Raw genomic sequence first — 16,198 nt, forward strand, 5'->3', positions numbered from 1 at the left:
AAAGGCCGCTCAGTGTCTGAGGCGACGCGGAGCCTGGTTCCTGTTCCTGCCGGCTTATTCGCCCGATCTGAACCCGATCGAGCAAGCCTTTGCCAAGATCAAAGCGCATCTGCGCAAAGCCGAAGCCCGCACCTTGGACGCGCTCTGGCGCACCCTCGGTGAGATCTGCAACCTGTTCGAGCCACAAGAATGTTGGAACTACCTCAAGGCTGCTGGATATGCGTCCGATTAAACATCCGATGCTCTAGGGGAACTATACGGAAGAAAACTGACAATTCTCAAAGATGGACCTTCAAGGCCACATCACGGAACGGGAAAGGTGGCGCAAGCACAGCTTACGTTCATGATGCTGCGGCAGAAGGATCAGGGCACATCCTACTTCGGGGCGCAGGGCTCCATAGCATGCGAGCCATTGAGGTAAGTCAATTTGCGGCGCGGAAATGATCATACATTGATAGCCCACTGCTGGAGTTGAAAAAATGCCCGGCGCAGCTATGGACACGATGGAGCGGAGACCTCCGCGCGAGTTGGAATTCCTCGGAACGCAGCGGCAACGAAAGCGTCCCAGTGCGGAATGAGGATCAAAATCGGAAACGCTACAATCCATGTGCTCTGATGCAAGCTAAGAGCCTTGGGCGGGCCGCCACTCTGCCAAACTGGGAGCCGTCGCGAGCACATATGCGAACTGTACGCGGTGACCTTCGGACGGACCTGACTCATACGGAGGCCATCAATGACCGAACCTCATGATGCACTCAGAACCGGGGACGCTCTTCTCATCGTCGACGTTCAGAAGGACTTCTGCCCCGGCGGTGCCCTCCCCGTCGATCGAGGCGATGCCATCGTGCCCGTTCTCAACGAGTGGATTGCAGCCGCGCAGTCTGCAGGAATTCCGATCATCGCTTCGCGGGACTGGCACCCACGCGAGCACGTCAGCTTTGAATCGGCTGGCGGGTCTTGGCCGCCGCACTGCGTTCAGGATACGGAGGGTGCATCGTTCCATCCCAACCTTCGGCTCCCGGAGGGAACGCTGATCGTGACCAAAGGGACACGCTTCGACAAGGATCAATACTCGGCCTTCGACGAGACCGGGCTCGCCAAGGCGCTGCGCGATCGCGGCATTCTTCGCCTCTGGATCGGCGGCCTTGCGCAGGATGTCTGCGTTCGGGACACCGCTCTGGACGCGACCCAGGAGGGCTTCGAGGTGCATCTGATCCCGCGCGGAAGCCAGCCGCTGAGCTTGACATCAGGGAAGGCTGCGCTCCAGGAGATGGAGAGTGGGGGAGTCGTGGTCGAGTCACCTAGGAACCCCTGATGTGGCTGGGCGCCGCGGTAGTTGCCTGATGTAGCCCGCCTGTGTTGTGGATGAGCGTCGAATGCGCTGTGGATTTCAACCATGTCCCGGTGCGCCGTGGTGCCTGCCAGAAACTGGTGGCGCTTTCTCAAGGAACGACAGGATGCCAGGAAGCACTGTCTGGCGCCAGATCCCGCCGTGAAACAGAGAGAAATGACCGCTCCCGGGCACAAGCAGATGGCTGCGCCATTCCTCCGGAACCGACACGCAGGCGGCATGGGTTTGGCCTGGGGCAGCAATATCGTCATCCTGACCTTCGATCGTCATCAGAGCGGTGCGTCGAATCGCAGGGAGGTTCACCCGCTTGTCGCCGACCAGCAGATCGCCCGTAAGGAGCGATCGGCGATGGTACACCTCACGGATGTTATCCAGGAAGAACTGCGCAGGGAGATCCATCATCAGAAGGCATAGTCTCAAGAACGGGAAACGGACTGGATCTTCACCATCGTCCCTCAGGAGCTTCCAGAGCAGCTCGCCTCGCGCGGCGAGGTGACGGGCCAGATAGGCGGAGAAGGTCGTCCGTTGGTGCCCAGCAGGATAGACGAGACGCCCTTCCCCCGGGAAACCGGCAGGAACCGCTTCGATCACGTTGTTCTGGAGCCACTGGAGGGAACAGGCCCGGACGAGGCGCACCACCCGCGTAGCATTGGCCAGCGGATCAACTGGCCCGCCGATCAACACGAGGGACCGGGGGGCCTGGTCAGGGCTCTCTGTCGCGATCAGAGCAGTGGCGGCCAGCGCCGCCACGGCCCCTTGGCACACGGCGACGACATCGAGTTCCGGTCCAAGTTGCCGCATCATGGCCATGACATAGCGGATGTTGTCCTCCAGGCCGAACTGTCCCTCATGAGCTGGCACGTAGCGGGCGTCCAGCCAATCCGTGACGCTCACCGTGTCATGTCGCAACAGACCGACGACAAGGTCACGCAGGAGAACGGGAAAGCCGCCGGCCAACGGGGCCACGACCAGAATTCTGCGGGGGCCGACTTTCGGATGGGAGAAGGTCGTCAGAAGATCAAAGGGAAGGCTCAGCTGATCGGACTGCGTGACGCGGACAGTCGCCTGCCCAATGTGCAAGGTTTCGATGTCGAAACGCGACCTTGCCAGGGAATGAATTCGTTCAGAAGGCGCATTACCCTCGACGGTTCTTGAGATTGGCGTGCGATTGCGAGGGGTCGACATGTGATCTTCCCTTCCATTGTGCAGGCCCCTCGATCCCTACGCCTTGAACTCCGGGTTCACATTGATCGGGCAGGGCAGCCACCGATCAAGCTTCTGCTTATTGGGCAGCCAGAGCACCGATGCGCTCATTCGCTTCTTCAAAGGATGACGTCGACATGACAGGAGCTAGCGGCATAGCTGAACAGGCGTGACTTGACGCACCCACTCAGGGCCGTGGATCCATCCTCCTTCGGAAGACGAACGTGATCGCCGATGTCTGGCTTCAACACGAAGCGGTTGTCATCAGCTTCGACGTCGACAATTTGTTCGTTGGCGACCGGGCGCACGCTGCCTTGAGGCAGATAGAGGGCGTTGATTGTGTATTTCATGGAGCCCTCACCTCATCTGCTCGCCGGAACTCGATAGCCATTTCAGCTGTCCGGCGCCTTGGCCAATGGATCGTCACGAGAGCTGCGCTCTCACGTCCCGTTCAGGTTAGGGGCCATCACCTTGCTCAATGATGCTAGGCTGATCCCGGTCGAAGGTGGGCGTTTTATTCACGATTTCGAAACGTTGGAAAGACGGGCCGCGTGGGCTCCAGCGGCCGATCGCGATGGTCTCGTCGACATTCTCCGCCTGGACCGTGAATTGCCGGATCGCACCATCGGCTCGAGCAGGGCCTCCATAGGCTTCGACGGATGTGTGCATGGCTGCTTGTTCAGTCCTGGCCGGACAGAATGGCCCGTGGGCTCACCTGTTGGTTGATAGCCAAAGCGCTCGAATCTCATGGGGAAGCGAGTCTCGGACCTTGGCAACTTGCCCCTCATCCAGGTGCCGGCTTAAAACCGAGAAGACGATCCGGACAGCGTCGGGCCGGTTGATCGGCCTGATGCTCTTCAGTCCCTGGCCGACGCGATCGAGGAAGTGCTCCAGGGATCTGTCCCGGTCGGGCTCAGGTGTGAAATGCCATTGATCGTAGTAGGCGCCCCGCACGAGAATGGGTAATTGTGCCCCCAAATGCACGGCGAGCTCCGGCGGGAGCCGATCCCGCACGGAATGGAGGACTGCGGAAAGCACATGCCACGCGACCTGCCGGTCGGGACCGAGCTCGGCTACAATCTCGTCCAGCCAGGTGTTGGTCACCTGCAGCGTTTTGTCGAAAACAGCAAGACCGGTTGCACTCATCTGAGCCTCGTCGGAGATGTCTATGTCGTCAGCCTCTTTCCTACCAACGATAGCGGCGGCCTCTGGCGGCAGTGTTGACGAAAGTCAAAGTCGCCGTTTGAGGAGGCCCGGAAAACAAATTCAACCCTTTTGCACCCCCGAACTCATTGGCTTTCGTCAAATCCCGTTCGTGCCTATGGGGCATCATGGTCTTCTATCGGACGCCTCTCGGGACTGTGCCCGTCCTGGAGGCAGATGGAAGGTGGACGAAGTCACCAGCTGAGATACCCGATATCGCTCGTCAGATTTGGGACATGCGCTAACGCTACCGCCGCGGCGCTGTGGCCTATGATCGCTCCCTCGAGGATATGTGGCGGCGGATCGCCGATGCGGTTGCCGCTACCGAACGGAGCCAAAAGGTCGCGAACGGGCTGAGCAGTTCTACTGAGCCCTTTCCGGCTTTGTGCTCGTCTGATAGCAATGCCGACATTCGATCTCCCGGCCTCGCACCACCCTGCGCCCGGTCAAGGGGCCGTGGGTTTCGCTGACAATGGTGCGTTGCCCTTCGGGGCCTTGATCAGCGCTGAAGTAGATCACCACCCATTCCTTCTCTTTCCCGAGTTCATGGGCTCTTGCCGTATTAGAATAAAGGGCTGTGAAGGACCATTGGCCCCGCTGGGTGTGCAGGACGGGAAGCCACGCCTCGCCAGTGGGGTTGAAGCGACGCGGCGCAATCTTCGGAAGATCGTCAGCCCGTTCCCGGTACTCGCGGTCGATATCGAGCAGAAGATCAACGCTGGGCTCGCGCGCCGGCGCTGCACCGCGCCGACCGACCCGCGAGAGCATCCCCGCCAATGCGGTTCGCAGCATCGTCGTCCGGCGTGCCCCAATGCCGGGCACTTTATCCAGGCGCCCTCTGTGAGCTGCGTCCTCCAGTTGCTCAAGTGTCGAGACATGCAGAGTATCGTGGATCCGTTGAGCCAGTTCAGGTCCGATGCCCGGGATCATCTGGAAAAGCCGAACCGGATCGGCGCTTCCGCGAAGCTGCTCAAGATAGGGCCAGCGTCCGGTCTCGACCAACTGCATGATCGCTCGACCGATCGCGTGCCCCACCCCAGGAAGAGCTTCCAGGGCCTCCGCCCCGCCCTGAGCTATCTCCCGTAGGTTGCGGTCGAGGGACGCCACGGTTTCACTCGCCGTGCGGTAGGCCGCCACACGGAAGGGATCGCCGTCGGTCGCAGCCAGGAGATCCGCCGTCTCCTGAAGGCGCTCGGCAACTTCCTGGTTGCACCATGCGCGGGCACGATTTGGAGAGGCTGCGCCCTGGAAGCCCCTCCTGGAGGAGCCAGCCTGTACGGTGTCATGTGGCTTCAAGATCCCTCTCCGTCCTCTGTTCGGCCAAAGAGCGCCCCATGCGCGACGGCACCGATGTTAGGCGACCAGTTAGCCGTTCAGGTGGCCTGAGGCGATGCCTTTCGATCCCTGCCGGCCCACCGGCGTGGAACGAAGCCCACTTCTTGAGCACCATCGCCGTTCGACGGCACACCGCATTGACATTTCGCAAGGCTGGTCAAGCGACGGGCCCAACGCTGCTGAAAAGGTTTAGCCGAACCGGGTCACGATAAGATCAAGCGATGACCTGGACCAAGGGTGATCCTGCTGTCGAAGCGCCGGCACTCGCTATCAAGCCTGCGTTGCACCCACTCCGCATCCTCGGCCGTCGCGCGGTTCAGGCGAAACCGGTGGATTTGGAGCGGCGTCATCTCGAGGCCAATGAGATCACCCGTGACTGCGTCTACGGTCACGAAATACATCAGGCTGAGATCGCCTCGGAATTCCTCGTAGCCGGCAATGCCTTCGTAGTCGTTAAGGAAATCGCCGCAGCCGTAGAGGATCAGTCGGTCGTGGTAGCGCTCGATCGCAATCGGATGATGCGAGGAGTGGCCATGCAGGATCGAGACAGCAGCCCGGTCGATCAGGGCATGGGCAAACCGCGTGTGCTCATCCGGGATGGTATAACCCCAGTTGGGTCCCCAGTGGATTGAGACGATCACCATGTCGCCCTCTTGCCTGACCGCCCTCACCTGCCGGGCGATCTGATCGACCGCCTGATTGGACAGATCGGGCAGGAGGTTCACGCCGGGCCTGGTCGGCGTCGCGGCCCAGTTTGGCAGCGTTCCGCTCGTCGTCGTCGCGTAGCACATGACGATGACACGCCCTGTCCCAGAAATATCCAAAACTGCAGGGGCCCTGGCCTCGGCCAGATTCGGGCCCGCTCCGGCAGCGGATATGCCCAGGCGCCTGAGAACTTGCAGGGTCTCGATCAGGCCCGGCTCGCCCCAATCCAGAACGTGATTGTTGGCGAGGCCGCAGCAATCGACCCCGGCTGCGAGAAGGCAGCGGGCATTCTCCGGACTCATGCGATAGTTGATGCCTTTGGGCTCAAAGGCGTCACTACGCGTGATGGCGGTCTCAAGATTGATGAGGCGCAGATCCGGATCGACTCGCCGCCACTCGTTCAGGGCAGCGCCCCACACATAATCGAAGTCTATCGGCCTTGGGATCGGGCCATGCGCCTCCTCCGCTAGTCGAACATAGCCAAGCGCGGAATCAACGTAACCCTCGTGAAGCTTCGGATCGCTTGGGAATGGCAGCACCTGATCGATGCCACGCCCGAGCATGACATCCCCACATAGGAAAATGGTGACGGTGCTTCCTGAACGTCGATTCTCGCGGGCCGTGACCGGGCTGGACATGCTGATTGTGCCGGGTGGAACAGGGCTTGCAGCAAGCGCCAGGAGCATCTGCATCATGCTCCTGCGATTTGATCGTAGCGTAGACACCTCAGGTCTGCGCTCATACCCTGCATGACAGACGCTCATGGGCCGCTGTTCTGCTCCATGGTCTCAAAATAGGAGTGGTCCTGCTTGGGCCGCTCCCCGAGGCTCTCCCCAGTCAGGAGATAATGGACGGTCTCTGCGATGCTCGTGATATGATCACCGATCCGTTCGATATTTTTGGCGCAAAAGAGCAGATGCGTCGATGATGCGATCTCTTGGTGGCTCTCGATCATGGAATGGAGAACCTCTCGAAAGAACGCCGTGTAGAGTTCATCGATGGAGGCGTCATTCCGCCAGACTTCCAGCGCCTCCACGTCATCCCGTCTCGCGTAGGCATCGAGGGCGTTCCTGATCTGCGACAGGACTAAATCGCTCAAGCGCTGGATGTCGTTCTTGACCTTTCCGGCCGGAAGAGGAGCCCGGATGGCGAGAACCCGCTTTGCGTTATTCTTAGCGAGATCCCCGATGCGCTCGAGGTCTCCTGCAAGCCGGATCGTCGAGATGATTTCGCGCAGGTCAATTGCCATCGGCTGCCGTCGCGCGATCAGCAGGACAGCCCGCTCTTCGAGATGCCTCTGCAGGCGATCGAGCTGGGGGTCGGCTGCAACGACGGATTCTGCGAGCGGGATATCTCCCTGTGCAAGCGACGTCACGGCGTCCTTCATCATCCCTTCCGCCTCTTTGCCCATGTCCAGAAGACTTTGGCGGAGGCTCTGCAAATCGATATCGTAGGATGTCACGATGTGGTGGTCGGTCATGGAGATCTCCTCCGGTTCCAATCTCAGCCGAAGCGGCCCGTGACGTAATCGCGGGTCCGTGGCTCAGTCGGGTTCAGAAAGATGGTGTCGGTCGGTCCGAACTCGACGATTTCGCCCAGATACATGAACGCCGTGAATTGCGAGATCCGGGCCGCCTGCTGCAGGTTATGGGTCACGATAATGATCGTCAGGTCGTTTCGCAGCTGTTCGATGAGATCTTCAATCTTTCCGGTCGCAAGCGGATCGAGGGCGGAGGTTGGCTCATCGAGCAGAAGCACTTTTGGCCGGGGGGCAATGGCACGAGCGATGCACAGACGCTGCTGCTGCCCCCCGGACAGGTCCAGACCGGATTGGCGCAGGTCGTCCTTGACCTCTTCCCAGAGGGCGGCCCTGCGAAGCGCCTCCTCGACCCGGCCGTCCAGTTCCCTTCTCGGCAGCATTTCGTGAATCCTGATGCCGAATGCGACGTTGTCGTAGATGGACATGGGAAACGGCGTCGGCTTCTGGAACACCATGCCGACGCGCGTGCGCAGCTCGTCTAGGTTGATCGTTGGGCTCAGGATGTTCTGCCCGTCCAGAATGACCTCTCCCTCCGTCCGCTGGTCAGGATACATGCTGTAAAGGCGGTTCAGGACCCGCAGCAGCRTGGACTTGCCGCAGCCGGAYGGGCCAATCAGTGCCGTCACCCGATGCTCGTAAAAGTCGATCGTGATGTCTTTGAGGGCCTGAAACTCACCGTAATAGAAATGGAGATGGTGCACAGCGATACAAGCCAGTGGGACTGGTTGTGGAGCTGAGGCCCCCGCCGCAGGCGCCGCTGTAAGCATCATCAATTCCAACGAAAGACTTCCCGAAACGATTTTCAGGCACCATCGCCAAGTCCAAAGACACGATGATTGGGAGGGCCTCAGGTGGAGGTCCTCCCAATGGCCAGCTCACGCTGCCTTGACGTCGATCTTGGTTTCCTTCTTGGCCTCTTCGCTCTTCGGCAAGGCCACGGTGAGAACACCGTTCTTGAAGCCGGCCTCAATCTTGTCCGTGTTGATGCCCTCGGGCAGGCGGAAGGCACGCTGGAACGAGCCGTAGCGCCGCTCAGACATGTAGTAGTTCGCCTCCTTCTCTTCCTTCTCTTCTTTCTTCTCGCCCTTGATCACCAACATCTCGTTCGACAGTTTCACTTCAATGTTCTTCTCGTCCATGCCTGGAAGCTCGGCTGTGATCTCGTACCGGTCAGGCTTCTCGACGAGATCAACCACCGGCTCGATGCCGCGCCCCCTGGTCCGCCAGAATGGCTCGACCTCAGGCATGCCCCACCGAGTCGGGAAAGCCAAGCCTCGTCCGAACTCGTCGAACAATCGGTCCATCTCCCGGCGCATGCTCTCAAGTGGAGACCAGCCTGTCTCGACTCGTGCCGTTCGGTCTTTTCTGATTGGAAGCGTTGTCGTCTCGGCCATGTCAAAATCTCCGATCGTATTCCCCAGCCCCTGACGTCAGGCTGCTCCACCCGAGCCCTTGGCACTTTGCGTTTGGTCAATTTGGGAGAAGCTCTGAGTCAACTCTTCGGTTATTCTCTGCTTCGGCGGAGCCGCATCGCAAGGCGCTGGACAATTAAGGCTGAGCGACCGCCGGATCGAAGATCTCAGCGACGGCTTGGACCTCAGGATAGTGGTTGCCGGAGCCGAGTGTGCCCATCTCGCGGCGCTGACGCTCCTTGGCGCGCTCTGACACGTTCTCCGGTCGGGCGGCGTCCATGCAACCCTCCTCTTCAATCGACGGGATTGCCCCACAGTTTGCCTATGACGTCGGTGCCCGCAATCCGGACGGGGAAGCATCCAAACACCATGCGCCGGACCGCCATTTCGTAGGTCCCGGTAATAGTTCATTCAACGAACAGCAGGTCGATGCTAGGAGCATTGCAGTGGACCACGACAGCACCGCCCGGGCGAATATCTGCCTCATGCGGAAAGTGACGCCAGGAGGATGGGGAGATGATCGCTCTCATCGGCGCAGCCCATGCTTGCCGAGTCGCTTGACGGTGCTGGCCTGCGGGCCCTTGTCGCCCATTTCCTCGGAAAACGTCACCCGCAGCCCCGGCTTCAGGCGCGCGAAGGCGTCGTCGAGCACGCTGTTCCGGTGGAAGTAGATCTCGCGCCCGTCCCCTGTTTTAAGAAAGCCATGGTGGGTTCAACCGGTCAGTGCACCATGATTGATTTCGTTGTGCTTCGGGAGAACTATCCATGGCGCGCATGGGCCGACCAGGCTTATCGGCAGAGCAGAAACGGGAGCTCTGGACTCGATGGAAGGAGGGCTGGTCGCTCAGTGACATCGGCCGCTCTCTCGGCAAGCATGCAGGATCGGTCTTCGGCATCGTCCTGGCCAAGGGAGGCATCGCTCCGCCTCTAAGGAAGCGGTCGAGGCGGACTTTGCGGCCAGAGGAGCGGGAGGAGATCTCGCGCGGCCTCATGGCCGGGTGGTCGTTTCATCAGATTGCGGCTCAACTCGGTCGATCTCCTTCGACCATCAGCCGGGAAGTCAGTCGGAACGGGGGCAGAAGGAAGTATCGCGCCACCAGTGCCGATGAGCGCGCCTGGCAACAAGGCTTGCGACCAAAGCCTTGCCTGCTGTCTGTTCACCCATCGCTTCAGATGCTGGTCGCGGATAAGCTGCAAAACGAGTGGTCTCCTGAGCAGATCTCGGGATGGCTCAAGACCGAGTATCGCGACGACAGAATCATGCGGGTGTCCCACGAGACGATTTATAAGAGCTTGTTCGTCCAGGCTCGAGGTGTCCTGAAGAAGGAGCTGACCCGCCATCTGCGCAGCCGACGGATCATGCGACGCTCCAAGACGGCCAGTACCATTGGCCAGCCAAGGGGACAGATCATCGACGCCATCTCGATCCGCGAGCGTCCGGCTGAAGTCGAGGATCGGGCCGTGCCGGGTCACTGGGAAGGCGACCTGCTCGCAGGCGGCAAGAACACTCACATTGCCACCTTGGTCGAGCGACAATCCCGGTTCGTGATGCTCGTTCGCGTTGACGGCAAAGACAGCGAAAGCGTGGTGAAGGCTCTTGTGCGGCAGGTTCAACGTCTGCCTCACGGATTGATGGCCTCGCTGACCTGGGATCGCGGGATGGAGCTTGCTTATCACAAGCGGTTCAGCGTCGCGACTGACGTTGACGTCTACTTCTGTGATCCCCAGAGCCCCTGGCAGCGGGGAAGCAACGAGAACACTAATGGCTTGCTCCGGCAGTACTTCCCGAAGGGCTCAGACTTGTCCGTGCATAGTCAAAGCGATTTGGATGCGGTTGCACTCAGGCTCAATACCCGGCCACGAAAAACCCTTGGCTTCCAAACTCCAGGAGCTACCCTGGCCAAAGCTGTTGCGCTCATCACTTGAACCCACCATATCCTTCTTCAGGCTGCACCCGACTCACGGTTCCAATCGGCTGGGGTTCGTGGACTTTGAATTCGCCCTGTATACGACGCATCGCATCCTGAAGCTGCCGCCGGGCCCGGTTGAAGGCATCGGTGATCGCAAATGCCGGATCCGAGAACCGCTCGTCCTCAGGCGGCGTGTGCTCCACGGCGACCTCGCGTCCATCGGGAAGAATCAGATGGATATTGACCTCGTACTGCCCACCCGTCCGATGACGCTGTCCGGGTCCTTTCATCACGACACGGCCGGTGGTGATGCGTTCGCAGAACTTTCTGAGGTCGGCCATCTTCTGCTCGATCAGGACACGCTGCTGCTCCGTTGGCTCGAAGCCCTGGAAATCGATTTGAGCCGGGATCTGCATGATGACGCTCCTGCTTCGCCCAGACGGGAAAAGTTGCTGAAAGCGTGGACGCCCCTCCCTTCCCTGCATTGAGGAATGTCAAGAACCGCCGGTCCCAAGTGGCTATAGTGAGTTATGTCTCAGTCATACACCACGCGAGACGTCAGCATCGGCCCTTTGGCGCTCCCTGGTACGCTGGCGCTGCCGTCTGACTGCAACGGCCTGGTTGTCTTCGCCCATGGCAGCGGTTCAAGCCGCCTCAGCCCGCGCAACACTCATGTGGCACGACAGTTGAACAGCCATGGCTTTGCAACGCTCCTCTTCGACCTGTTGAGAGATCAGGAAGCCGAAGATCGCAGAAACGTCTTCGATATTTCCTTGCTGGGAAGCCGGGTCCACGAAGCCTTGCGCTGGGTGGGTCGCCAGGACGAGCTGGCTACGCTTCAGACCGGCATTTTTGGCGCAAGCACAGGCGCTGCGGCGGCTCTCGTCGCTGCAGCAAAGGCTCCCTGCCACGTCCAGGCCGTGGTCTCACGCGGCGGCCGCCCGGACTTGGCCGGCGAGGCTTTGAGGGATGTGGAAGCTCCCACCCTGCTGGTCGTCGGCGGGAGGGACTATGACGTCCTGGAGCTTAACCGCGAAGCACAAAGGCAGATGCGTTGCCCCACGAGCCTGGTCGTTATCCCAGGCGCAACTCATCTCTTTGAGGAACCGGGAGCGCTGGATCGGGTCGTCGCAACTGCTTCGGACTGGTTCGCCAAGCACCTAACCGAGCGAGGGGTCAATCGTGCCAAGCGTTCCGGACCGACGACTTCGCTTTGATCTTTCTCAACAAGCTATGTCGTTCACGCAATAGCGTATCTCCCCGGCCCTGTGCGTCGACGGATCACTTCATACGCTTCGCGACAGACAGACTGGGGAGGCTCAGATGAAGACCATCACTACCGGCAGTCGTCCGGTGGAATGCAGCGCGAGAGCGGAGCCCCGTCTGTCCGGCGAGCCGTCCTTTGATAAATCGCAAAGCTATTTGGTCCAGAGTCGTTATCCTGTTTGCCATGCCCTCAGGGTGATGCACCTCATCCTGAGGGCACCGGGGACACCTTCCGCCTCCAAGTGACATGAGGTCAGGCAAAAGGAGCGCCAATGATCAAGGATGTCATTGTTCATCTGGATGGCACACTGAGCGATGAGGAACGCCTTCAGCATGCAGAGGCCCTTGCATCGGCCTCACAGGCCCATCTGACCGGCCTGTTCACCAATCCTCTCCCTGATTTTGCAACGCTCATTCCGATGGATGGAGGAGTGTTCGCAGCCGATGTCATCGTCAAGCTCGAAGAGGATGCCCACCACCAAGGCGATCTCGCTCACCGTCCCGCTTCCCGGTCCGATCATGGGCTCCATGGTGATCTTGGTTGTCGCCTACATTGCCACCACTGAGGTGGCAAAACGATGGTTTTTTCGTACTGGGAGCAGCCACGCACCCTCAGCTTCCGGGCGTTCCCGGCATCGCCCTGGCAGATGAGGTCCGCAAACACATGCTGGAGACCGGCGTCAGATGCCTGACGAGGGCATTCGATACATGTTGTCGTTGACTTGCCTCACTCCGGGGGTTGCTTCCGCGGCCACGCGAATGGCCCTGCGGTGCTCCTCGGACTGGATCGGACCCCACAGGTCAACCATGCCATCCTGCACGAGAACCGAGAGCAGCCAGGGCATTCCGCCTGGCACGGAACGGATCTGCTCAACGATCCGTTCGCGCAGTGTCGCATCATCCGCAGCCACCGCCTGTTGGACGGGCGCACTCGCCAGGGCTCTTAACAGATTGGCGCGGCTGACGATGCCAATGACCTTCCCGTCCCGCACAATGGGTACCCGCTTGATGCCGTGCCGCTCCAGGATTGTGGCGATATCGGCAAGCGAGGCATCCTCGCCCGCTGAAACCACATCACGCGTCATCACATCGGCAACCTTGAGAGCATGCGCCTTCGTGAACTCATCTGCGAGCTGTTCTCTCGAAGTAAGTAATTCGAGCCACCCCGACCTGTGTTTCTGCGTACCGATTTCGGCGCGCCGGATCAGATCACCTTCGCTGACAATTCCAGTGAGGTTTCCCTCCGCATCGACGACCGGGACACCGCTGATCCCATGATCGAGCATGAGCCGGGCAGCGTCCCGGACGGCTGCATCCGGACGGATCGTGACCACGTGACTGCCCATTACATCTGTGGCTTTCATCGGCGAATCCTCCCTTTCGATAGATCTGAGCTCCGGAAGGCGCTTGAGGCCAAACTGTAAGCCTCAAAGCAACTGAGCGAACCGACCCCGTCGCCCGAACATGCTCCGGTGGCCTTCAACGAGGGCGTCCCTCCCTCGTCAGATGCCGCTCAATCTCGTAGACCGGTATCTTGGTCAGGTCCTTGGCAATCTCCGCCATTACGACGCGATGGAGAGGCGCCGGCAGCGCGCTTCGGAGATTGGCAAGGGCGCGTGGCGGAGCGACAATGATGACGGCTCCAACGTTTCGATGGCTGCAGACATCTTTCAGGGCCGCAACTGTGTCGCTCGCGAACCGGACTTCTGCGACTTCATGCCAGTCGGTCTGCTCAATGGCGCTGCGTCGCCCACTGATGACGGCTCGCGCCGGTTTGTCCGTTCCTTGCAGGCGGGTCGGTGGGTTCTCGGGAGCCTCAAGCAGGTGCTCAAGTTGCAGGTTGGGGTGGAGTTCATCGCCTTCGTTTCTGAGCAGGAGCGCCTTCCGGCCGTCAGCGACAAGAACACAGGCATCATGAGGTATCGCAAGCTTCTGTTGCACGGCTCTGCTCTCCCTTTCCGCCCCTTCCCTGCAATCATCGCCTAGTCTTAGCCTCTGGGCGGCAGCACACTTTGACGAATGTCATTCTGGTTGATCAAACAGACCGGAGATGCCGCATATTGGCGGAGCAGCGGGATTGAGTCGGCGCCTGGTTCCGCGTTCCGACACCTCATAGACGTGTCGGAACGCGGGCCTGATGGCGGGACCGGGATGGATCTCCCACGATCGCCACTCGAAATCTTCTTGCAAAAGGTCTAGCGATCGCTCGGGCGGCGTCCTCAACCGTTGTGCGGCAGGAGGCTAGTCGCCTTTGCTCAGATCTTCGCGCGACAGGCCGCCAGTCTGCTCCGGCCCGCCCGCTGGAAAGTGCTTGAGAATGTCGATAACCTGCTCATCCGAAACCTGGCGGAAGTCGGCATAGTAGCAGCCAATCGCTCCGACGAGCTCGTGCTCTTCAAGGCAGATGAGTTCATCAACCTCGCTCCGAAGTTCGGCAAGCGTATCCGAAGGGGCCACCGGCACCGCCAGAACAAGCTTTTTCGGGTTGCGCACCCAGGTTGCCCGCAACGCTGCGCGCGTTGTTGCGCCGGTGGCAATGCCATCATCGATCACGATAGCCGTTCGCCCAGTGATATCGGCCCGCGCACGATGCCCCAGATAACGCCGGCGCCGTCGTATAATCTCGGCGATTTCAGCGTCACAGACAGCCTTGAATTCCGTTTCACTGACACCGGAAAGCAGAATGACGTCCTCGTTGCGCACGATGATGGGCGTCTCGCCATCGACAACAGCGCCCATGGCCAGCTCAGGTTGTGACGGCACGCCGATCTTACGAGCGATAATGAGGTCGAGCGGTGCGTTGAGTTCCGCAGCAACCTCCGCCGCAACGGGAACACCGCCGCGCGGCAGTGCGAGAATCACCGGATGCTGATCCTGATATCTCGCGAGCGCGCCAGAGAGTTTACGGCCAGCGTCGGACCGATTCTTAAATGACATCGCTCGCTCCTTAACCATTCTCATGTGTCCAACGGTTCATGGTGCCCTGCTGGAACGATCCCAGACTTCGTGCAACTCGCCGGACTGGGATACTCGACCCTCTATTCAGCGGAGCGGCCCAGATCTCTCACGGGGAAGTTGACTGCTCTTATCCGCGAGGGCATCGCCCTATACTCCCAGCGTCCCAACCTGACCCGTCATGCTCGGCAGGTACCGGACGACCTCCTTGAAACGCTGCCACTCCGTCACCGCCGAGATCTCAGCCTGCGCGTGCCCAAAGGTCCTGATCAGGGTTGACACCTTAGCCGCGGTTTCGATGCTGTCAGCCCTGAAGGCAGGATCCACCTTTGCGTCGGATTCGCGCGCCTTGACGATGATGTAGACCACCTTTTCCGGGCTGATATCAGTTCCACAGGGCTGGCACTCGTGCCGCGCATCGGGACATCCTCTTCTCTCAATTTGGCTTGAGACCCGCTAGGCAGCCGTTCCGCATTGACCGACATCAATCTGAGCGAACGGACGTTGCAAAGATTGTGTTCGTCAAGTTCTGCAAAGCGGGACGGCCGAGCAGGGTGGCTAAGCGGCTTCGCGAAGCTGGTCTTTCTTGTGCTCCTTCAGATCCTCCATATTGAGGTAGCGGTGGGCCTCGAGCCAGTTCTCGTGCGTCTCCACCGCCAGGGCCCGCACCAGCCGGCAGCATGAGGCGGCATTGGGGAAGATCCGCACCACGTAGGTGCGCCTCCTGATCTCCTCGTTGAGGCGCTCGAGCATGTTGGTGCTTTTGAGGTGCTTGTGGTGCTGGCGCGGCAGCCGGTAGAAGGTCAGCGTCTCCTCGATCGTCTCCTCGGCCCAGGCCACCAGGCGCGGATAGCGTGCCTCCCATTTAGCAATCCAGGCCGCCAGATCCCGCCGTGCTTCCTCAACCGAGCGACGGTCGTAGAGCCAGCGCAGCTCCTGCAGGCAGTCATCATCCGCTTTGCGCGGCAGGTGATCGAGGGCATTCCGCAGGAAGTGCACATAGCAGCGCTGATAGGCGGCCTCGCACAGCACCTCGCGGATCGCGGCCCGCAGGCCGGCATGGTCGTCCGCCACCACCAGCTCGACCCCTGAGAGCCCGCGCTCCCGCAGGCCGAGCAGAAACGTCCGCCACGAGGACTGGCTTTCCCGGTTGGCCATCTCCACACCCAGGATCTGGCGCCGGCCGTCCCAGTCGATACCCACCGCAATCAGCACGGCTTGCGAGCTGACGATGCCGCCCTCACGCACCTTCTCGTAACGGGCATCCAGGATCAGGTACGGGAACGGCTCCTCGAGCCGGCGTGAGGCGAACTGGGCC

General features: G+C 60.4%; 21 protein-coding genes and 1 pseudogene. 4 read left to right on the forward strand and 18 right to left on the reverse strand.

All coding sequences use genetic code 11. From position 1 onward, the window contains the following. Together ACXJKO_RS22995 and ACXJKO_RS23000 are read left to right on the forward strand one after the other, a co-directional pair. A partial coding sequence (locus tag ACXJKO_RS22995; RefSeq protein ID WP_457093398.1) for a transposase occupies positions 1-232 on the forward strand: 232 nt, incomplete at its 5' end. A gap of 501 nt (positions 233-733) precedes the next feature. After that, entirely contained in the window at positions 734-1,315 is a 582-nt protein-coding gene (locus tag ACXJKO_RS23000; RefSeq protein WP_457093399.1) for a nicotinamidase, read from the forward strand. 75 nt (positions 1,316-1,390) lie between these two features. Here ACXJKO_RS23000 and phaZ read toward each other — a convergent pair whose 3' ends face one another. The 11 genes and pseudogenes from phaZ to ACXJKO_RS23055 form a co-directional block, all read right to left on the reverse strand. Next, complete coding sequence (gene phaZ, locus ACXJKO_RS23005; protein WP_457093400.1) at positions 1,391-2,536, reverse strand: polyhydroxyalkanoate depolymerase; 1,146 nt, start codon at positions 2,534-2,536, stop codon at positions 1,391-1,393. A 137-nt stretch (positions 2,537-2,673) separates the two neighbouring features. After that, positions 2,674-2,904: a hypothetical protein gene (locus ACXJKO_RS23010; RefSeq protein WP_457093401.1), complete on the reverse strand. Its 231-nt coding sequence runs from the start codon at positions 2,902-2,904 to the stop codon at positions 2,674-2,676. A gap of 106 nt (positions 2,905-3,010) precedes the next feature. Then, positions 3,011-3,223 carry a hypothetical protein gene (locus ACXJKO_RS23015; RefSeq protein ID WP_457093402.1) on the reverse strand — a complete coding sequence of 71 codons (213 nt, stop codon included), beginning with the start codon at positions 3,221-3,223 and terminating at the stop codon, positions 3,011-3,013. A 42-nt stretch (positions 3,224-3,265) separates the two neighbouring features. Then, complete coding sequence (locus ACXJKO_RS23020) at positions 3,266-3,700, reverse strand: DUF2267 domain-containing protein (RefSeq protein ID WP_457093403.1); 435 nt, start codon at positions 3,698-3,700, stop codon at positions 3,266-3,268. Between the two features lie 420 nt (positions 3,701-4,120). Further along, entirely contained in the window at positions 4,121-5,053 is a 933-nt protein-coding gene (locus ACXJKO_RS23025) for a helix-hairpin-helix domain-containing protein (protein ID WP_457093404.1), read from the reverse strand. A 242-nt stretch (positions 5,054-5,295) separates the two neighbouring features. Next, positions 5,296-6,483 carry a CapA family protein gene (locus ACXJKO_RS23030; protein ID WP_457093405.1) on the reverse strand — a complete coding sequence of 396 codons (1,188 nt, stop codon included), beginning with the start codon at positions 6,481-6,483 and terminating at the stop codon, positions 5,296-5,298. A gap of 74 nt (positions 6,484-6,557) precedes the next feature. Beyond that, positions 6,558-7,277 carry a phosphate signaling complex protein PhoU gene (gene phoU / locus ACXJKO_RS23035; protein WP_457093406.1) on the reverse strand — a complete coding sequence of 240 codons (720 nt, stop codon included), beginning with the start codon at positions 7,275-7,277 and terminating at the stop codon, positions 6,558-6,560. A 23-nt stretch (positions 7,278-7,300) separates the two neighbouring features. Continuing rightward, on the reverse strand, positions 7,301-8,104 hold the full coding sequence (gene pstB, locus ACXJKO_RS23040) for a phosphate ABC transporter ATP-binding protein PstB (RefSeq protein ID WP_457093407.1): 804 nt from the start codon (positions 8,102-8,104) through the stop codon (positions 7,301-7,303). A 108-nt stretch (positions 8,105-8,212) separates the two neighbouring features. Beyond that, positions 8,213-8,731 (reverse strand): Hsp20/alpha crystallin family protein, encoded by a 519-nt coding sequence (locus ACXJKO_RS23045; protein WP_457093408.1) that lies wholly within the window; start codon positions 8,729-8,731, stop codon positions 8,213-8,215. A gap of 154 nt (positions 8,732-8,885) precedes the next feature. After that, a complete protein-coding gene (locus tag ACXJKO_RS23050) occupies positions 8,886-9,056 on the reverse strand; it encodes an RtcB family protein (RefSeq protein WP_457093418.1) in 171 nt (56 codons plus the stop codon). A 219-nt stretch (positions 9,057-9,275) separates the two neighbouring features. Beyond that, positions 9,276-9,443 (reverse strand): annotated as a pseudogene (locus ACXJKO_RS23055) (cold-shock protein); the annotation flags it as partial. A 71-nt stretch (positions 9,444-9,514) separates the two neighbouring features. Between ACXJKO_RS23055 and ACXJKO_RS23060 the strand changes: the two are divergent. Further along, positions 9,515-10,675 (forward strand): IS30 family transposase, encoded by a 1,161-nt coding sequence (locus ACXJKO_RS23060; protein ID WP_457093409.1) that lies wholly within the window; start codon positions 9,515-9,517, stop codon positions 10,673-10,675. Here the strand turns inward: ACXJKO_RS23060 and ACXJKO_RS23065 are convergent. Continuing rightward, a complete protein-coding gene (locus tag ACXJKO_RS23065; protein ID WP_457093410.1) occupies positions 10,668-11,075 on the reverse strand; it encodes an HPF/RaiA family ribosome-associated protein in 408 nt (135 codons plus the stop codon). The genes ACXJKO_RS23060 and ACXJKO_RS23065 overlap by 8 nt on opposite strands. 114 nt (positions 11,076-11,189) lie before the next feature. Here ACXJKO_RS23065 and ACXJKO_RS23070 point away from each other — a divergent pair, with 114 nt between their 5' ends. Beyond that, a complete protein-coding gene (locus tag ACXJKO_RS23070) occupies positions 11,190-11,876 on the forward strand; it encodes a dienelactone hydrolase family protein (protein WP_457093411.1) in 687 nt (228 codons plus the stop codon). Positions 11,877-12,281: 405 nt separating this feature from the next. Here the strand turns inward: ACXJKO_RS23070 and ACXJKO_RS23075 are convergent, their stop codons facing one another. The 6 genes from ACXJKO_RS23075 to ACXJKO_RS23100 all read right to left on the reverse strand — a co-directional run. After that, positions 12,282-12,422, reverse strand: coding sequence for a hypothetical protein (locus tag ACXJKO_RS23075; RefSeq protein ID WP_457093412.1), 141 nt, complete (start codon positions 12,420-12,422; stop codon positions 12,282-12,284). 183 nt (positions 12,423-12,605) lie between these two features. Beyond that, the gene (locus tag ACXJKO_RS23080) at positions 12,606-13,289 is read right to left on the reverse strand and encodes a CBS domain-containing protein (protein ID WP_457093413.1); all 684 of its coding nucleotides are present in this window, start codon (positions 13,287-13,289) and stop codon (positions 12,606-12,608) included. 115 nt (positions 13,290-13,404) lie between these two features. Next, positions 13,405-13,866, reverse strand: coding sequence for a host attachment protein (locus tag ACXJKO_RS23085; protein ID WP_457093414.1), 462 nt, complete (start codon positions 13,864-13,866; stop codon positions 13,405-13,407). A 300-nt stretch (positions 13,867-14,166) separates the two neighbouring features. Then, complete coding sequence (locus ACXJKO_RS23090; protein ID WP_457093415.1) at positions 14,167-14,862, reverse strand: phosphoribosyltransferase; 696 nt, start codon at positions 14,860-14,862, stop codon at positions 14,167-14,169. 168 nt (positions 14,863-15,030) lie between these two features. Next, positions 15,031-15,249 (reverse strand): hypothetical protein, encoded by a 219-nt coding sequence (locus ACXJKO_RS23095; RefSeq protein ID WP_457093416.1) that lies wholly within the window; start codon positions 15,247-15,249, stop codon positions 15,031-15,033. 189 nt (positions 15,250-15,438) lie between these two features. Next, positions 15,439-16,198: IS256 family transposase (locus ACXJKO_RS23100; protein WP_457093417.1), on the reverse strand; the 760-nt coding region annotated here is incomplete at its 5' end.

The organism is Microvirga sp. P5_D2 (genome assembly GCF_054049475.1).

Coding starts and splice junctions, on each gene's coding strand:
- ACXJKO_RS23090 (WP_457093415.1), bottom strand. CDS start 14,862: ATGTCATTTAAGAATCGGTCCGACGCTGGCCGTAAACTCTCTGGCGCG.
- ACXJKO_RS23065 (WP_457093410.1), bottom strand. CDS start 11,075: ATGCAGATCCCGGCTCAAATCGATTTCCAGGGCTTCGAGCCAACGGAG.
- ACXJKO_RS23070 (WP_457093411.1), top strand. CDS start 11,190: ATGTCTCAGTCATACACCACGCGAGACGTCAGCATCGGCCCTTTGGCG.
- ACXJKO_RS23045 (WP_457093408.1), bottom strand. CDS start 8,731: ATGGCCGAGACGACAACGCTTCCAATCAGAAAAGACCGAACGGCACGA.
- ACXJKO_RS23030 (WP_457093405.1), bottom strand. CDS start 6,483: ATGCTCCTGGCGCTTGCTGCAAGCCCTGTTCCACCCGGCACAATCAGC.
- ACXJKO_RS23060 (WP_457093409.1), top strand. CDS start 9,515: ATGGCGCGCATGGGCCGACCAGGCTTATCGGCAGAGCAGAAACGGGAG.
- ACXJKO_RS23010 (WP_457093401.1), bottom strand. CDS start 2,904: ATGAAATACACAATCAACGCCCTCTATCTGCCTCAAGGCAGCGTGCGC.
- ACXJKO_RS23020 (WP_457093403.1), bottom strand. CDS start 3,700: ATGAGTGCAACCGGTCTTGCTGTTTTCGACAAAACGCTGCAGGTGACC.
- ACXJKO_RS23080 (WP_457093413.1), bottom strand. CDS start 13,289: ATGAAAGCCACAGATGTAATGGGCAGTCACGTGGTCACGATCCGTCCG.
- phaZ (WP_457093400.1), bottom strand. CDS start 2,536: ATGTCGACCCCTCGCAATCGCACGCCAATCTCAAGAACCGTCGAGGGT.
- ACXJKO_RS23000 (WP_457093399.1), top strand. CDS start 734: ATGACCGAACCTCATGATGCACTCAGAACCGGGGACGCTCTTCTCATC.
- phoU (WP_457093406.1), bottom strand. CDS start 7,277: ATGACCGACCACCACATCGTGACATCCTACGATATCGATTTGCAGAGC.
- ACXJKO_RS23015 (WP_457093402.1), bottom strand. CDS start 3,223: ATGCACACATCCGTCGAAGCCTATGGAGGCCCTGCTCGAGCCGATGGT.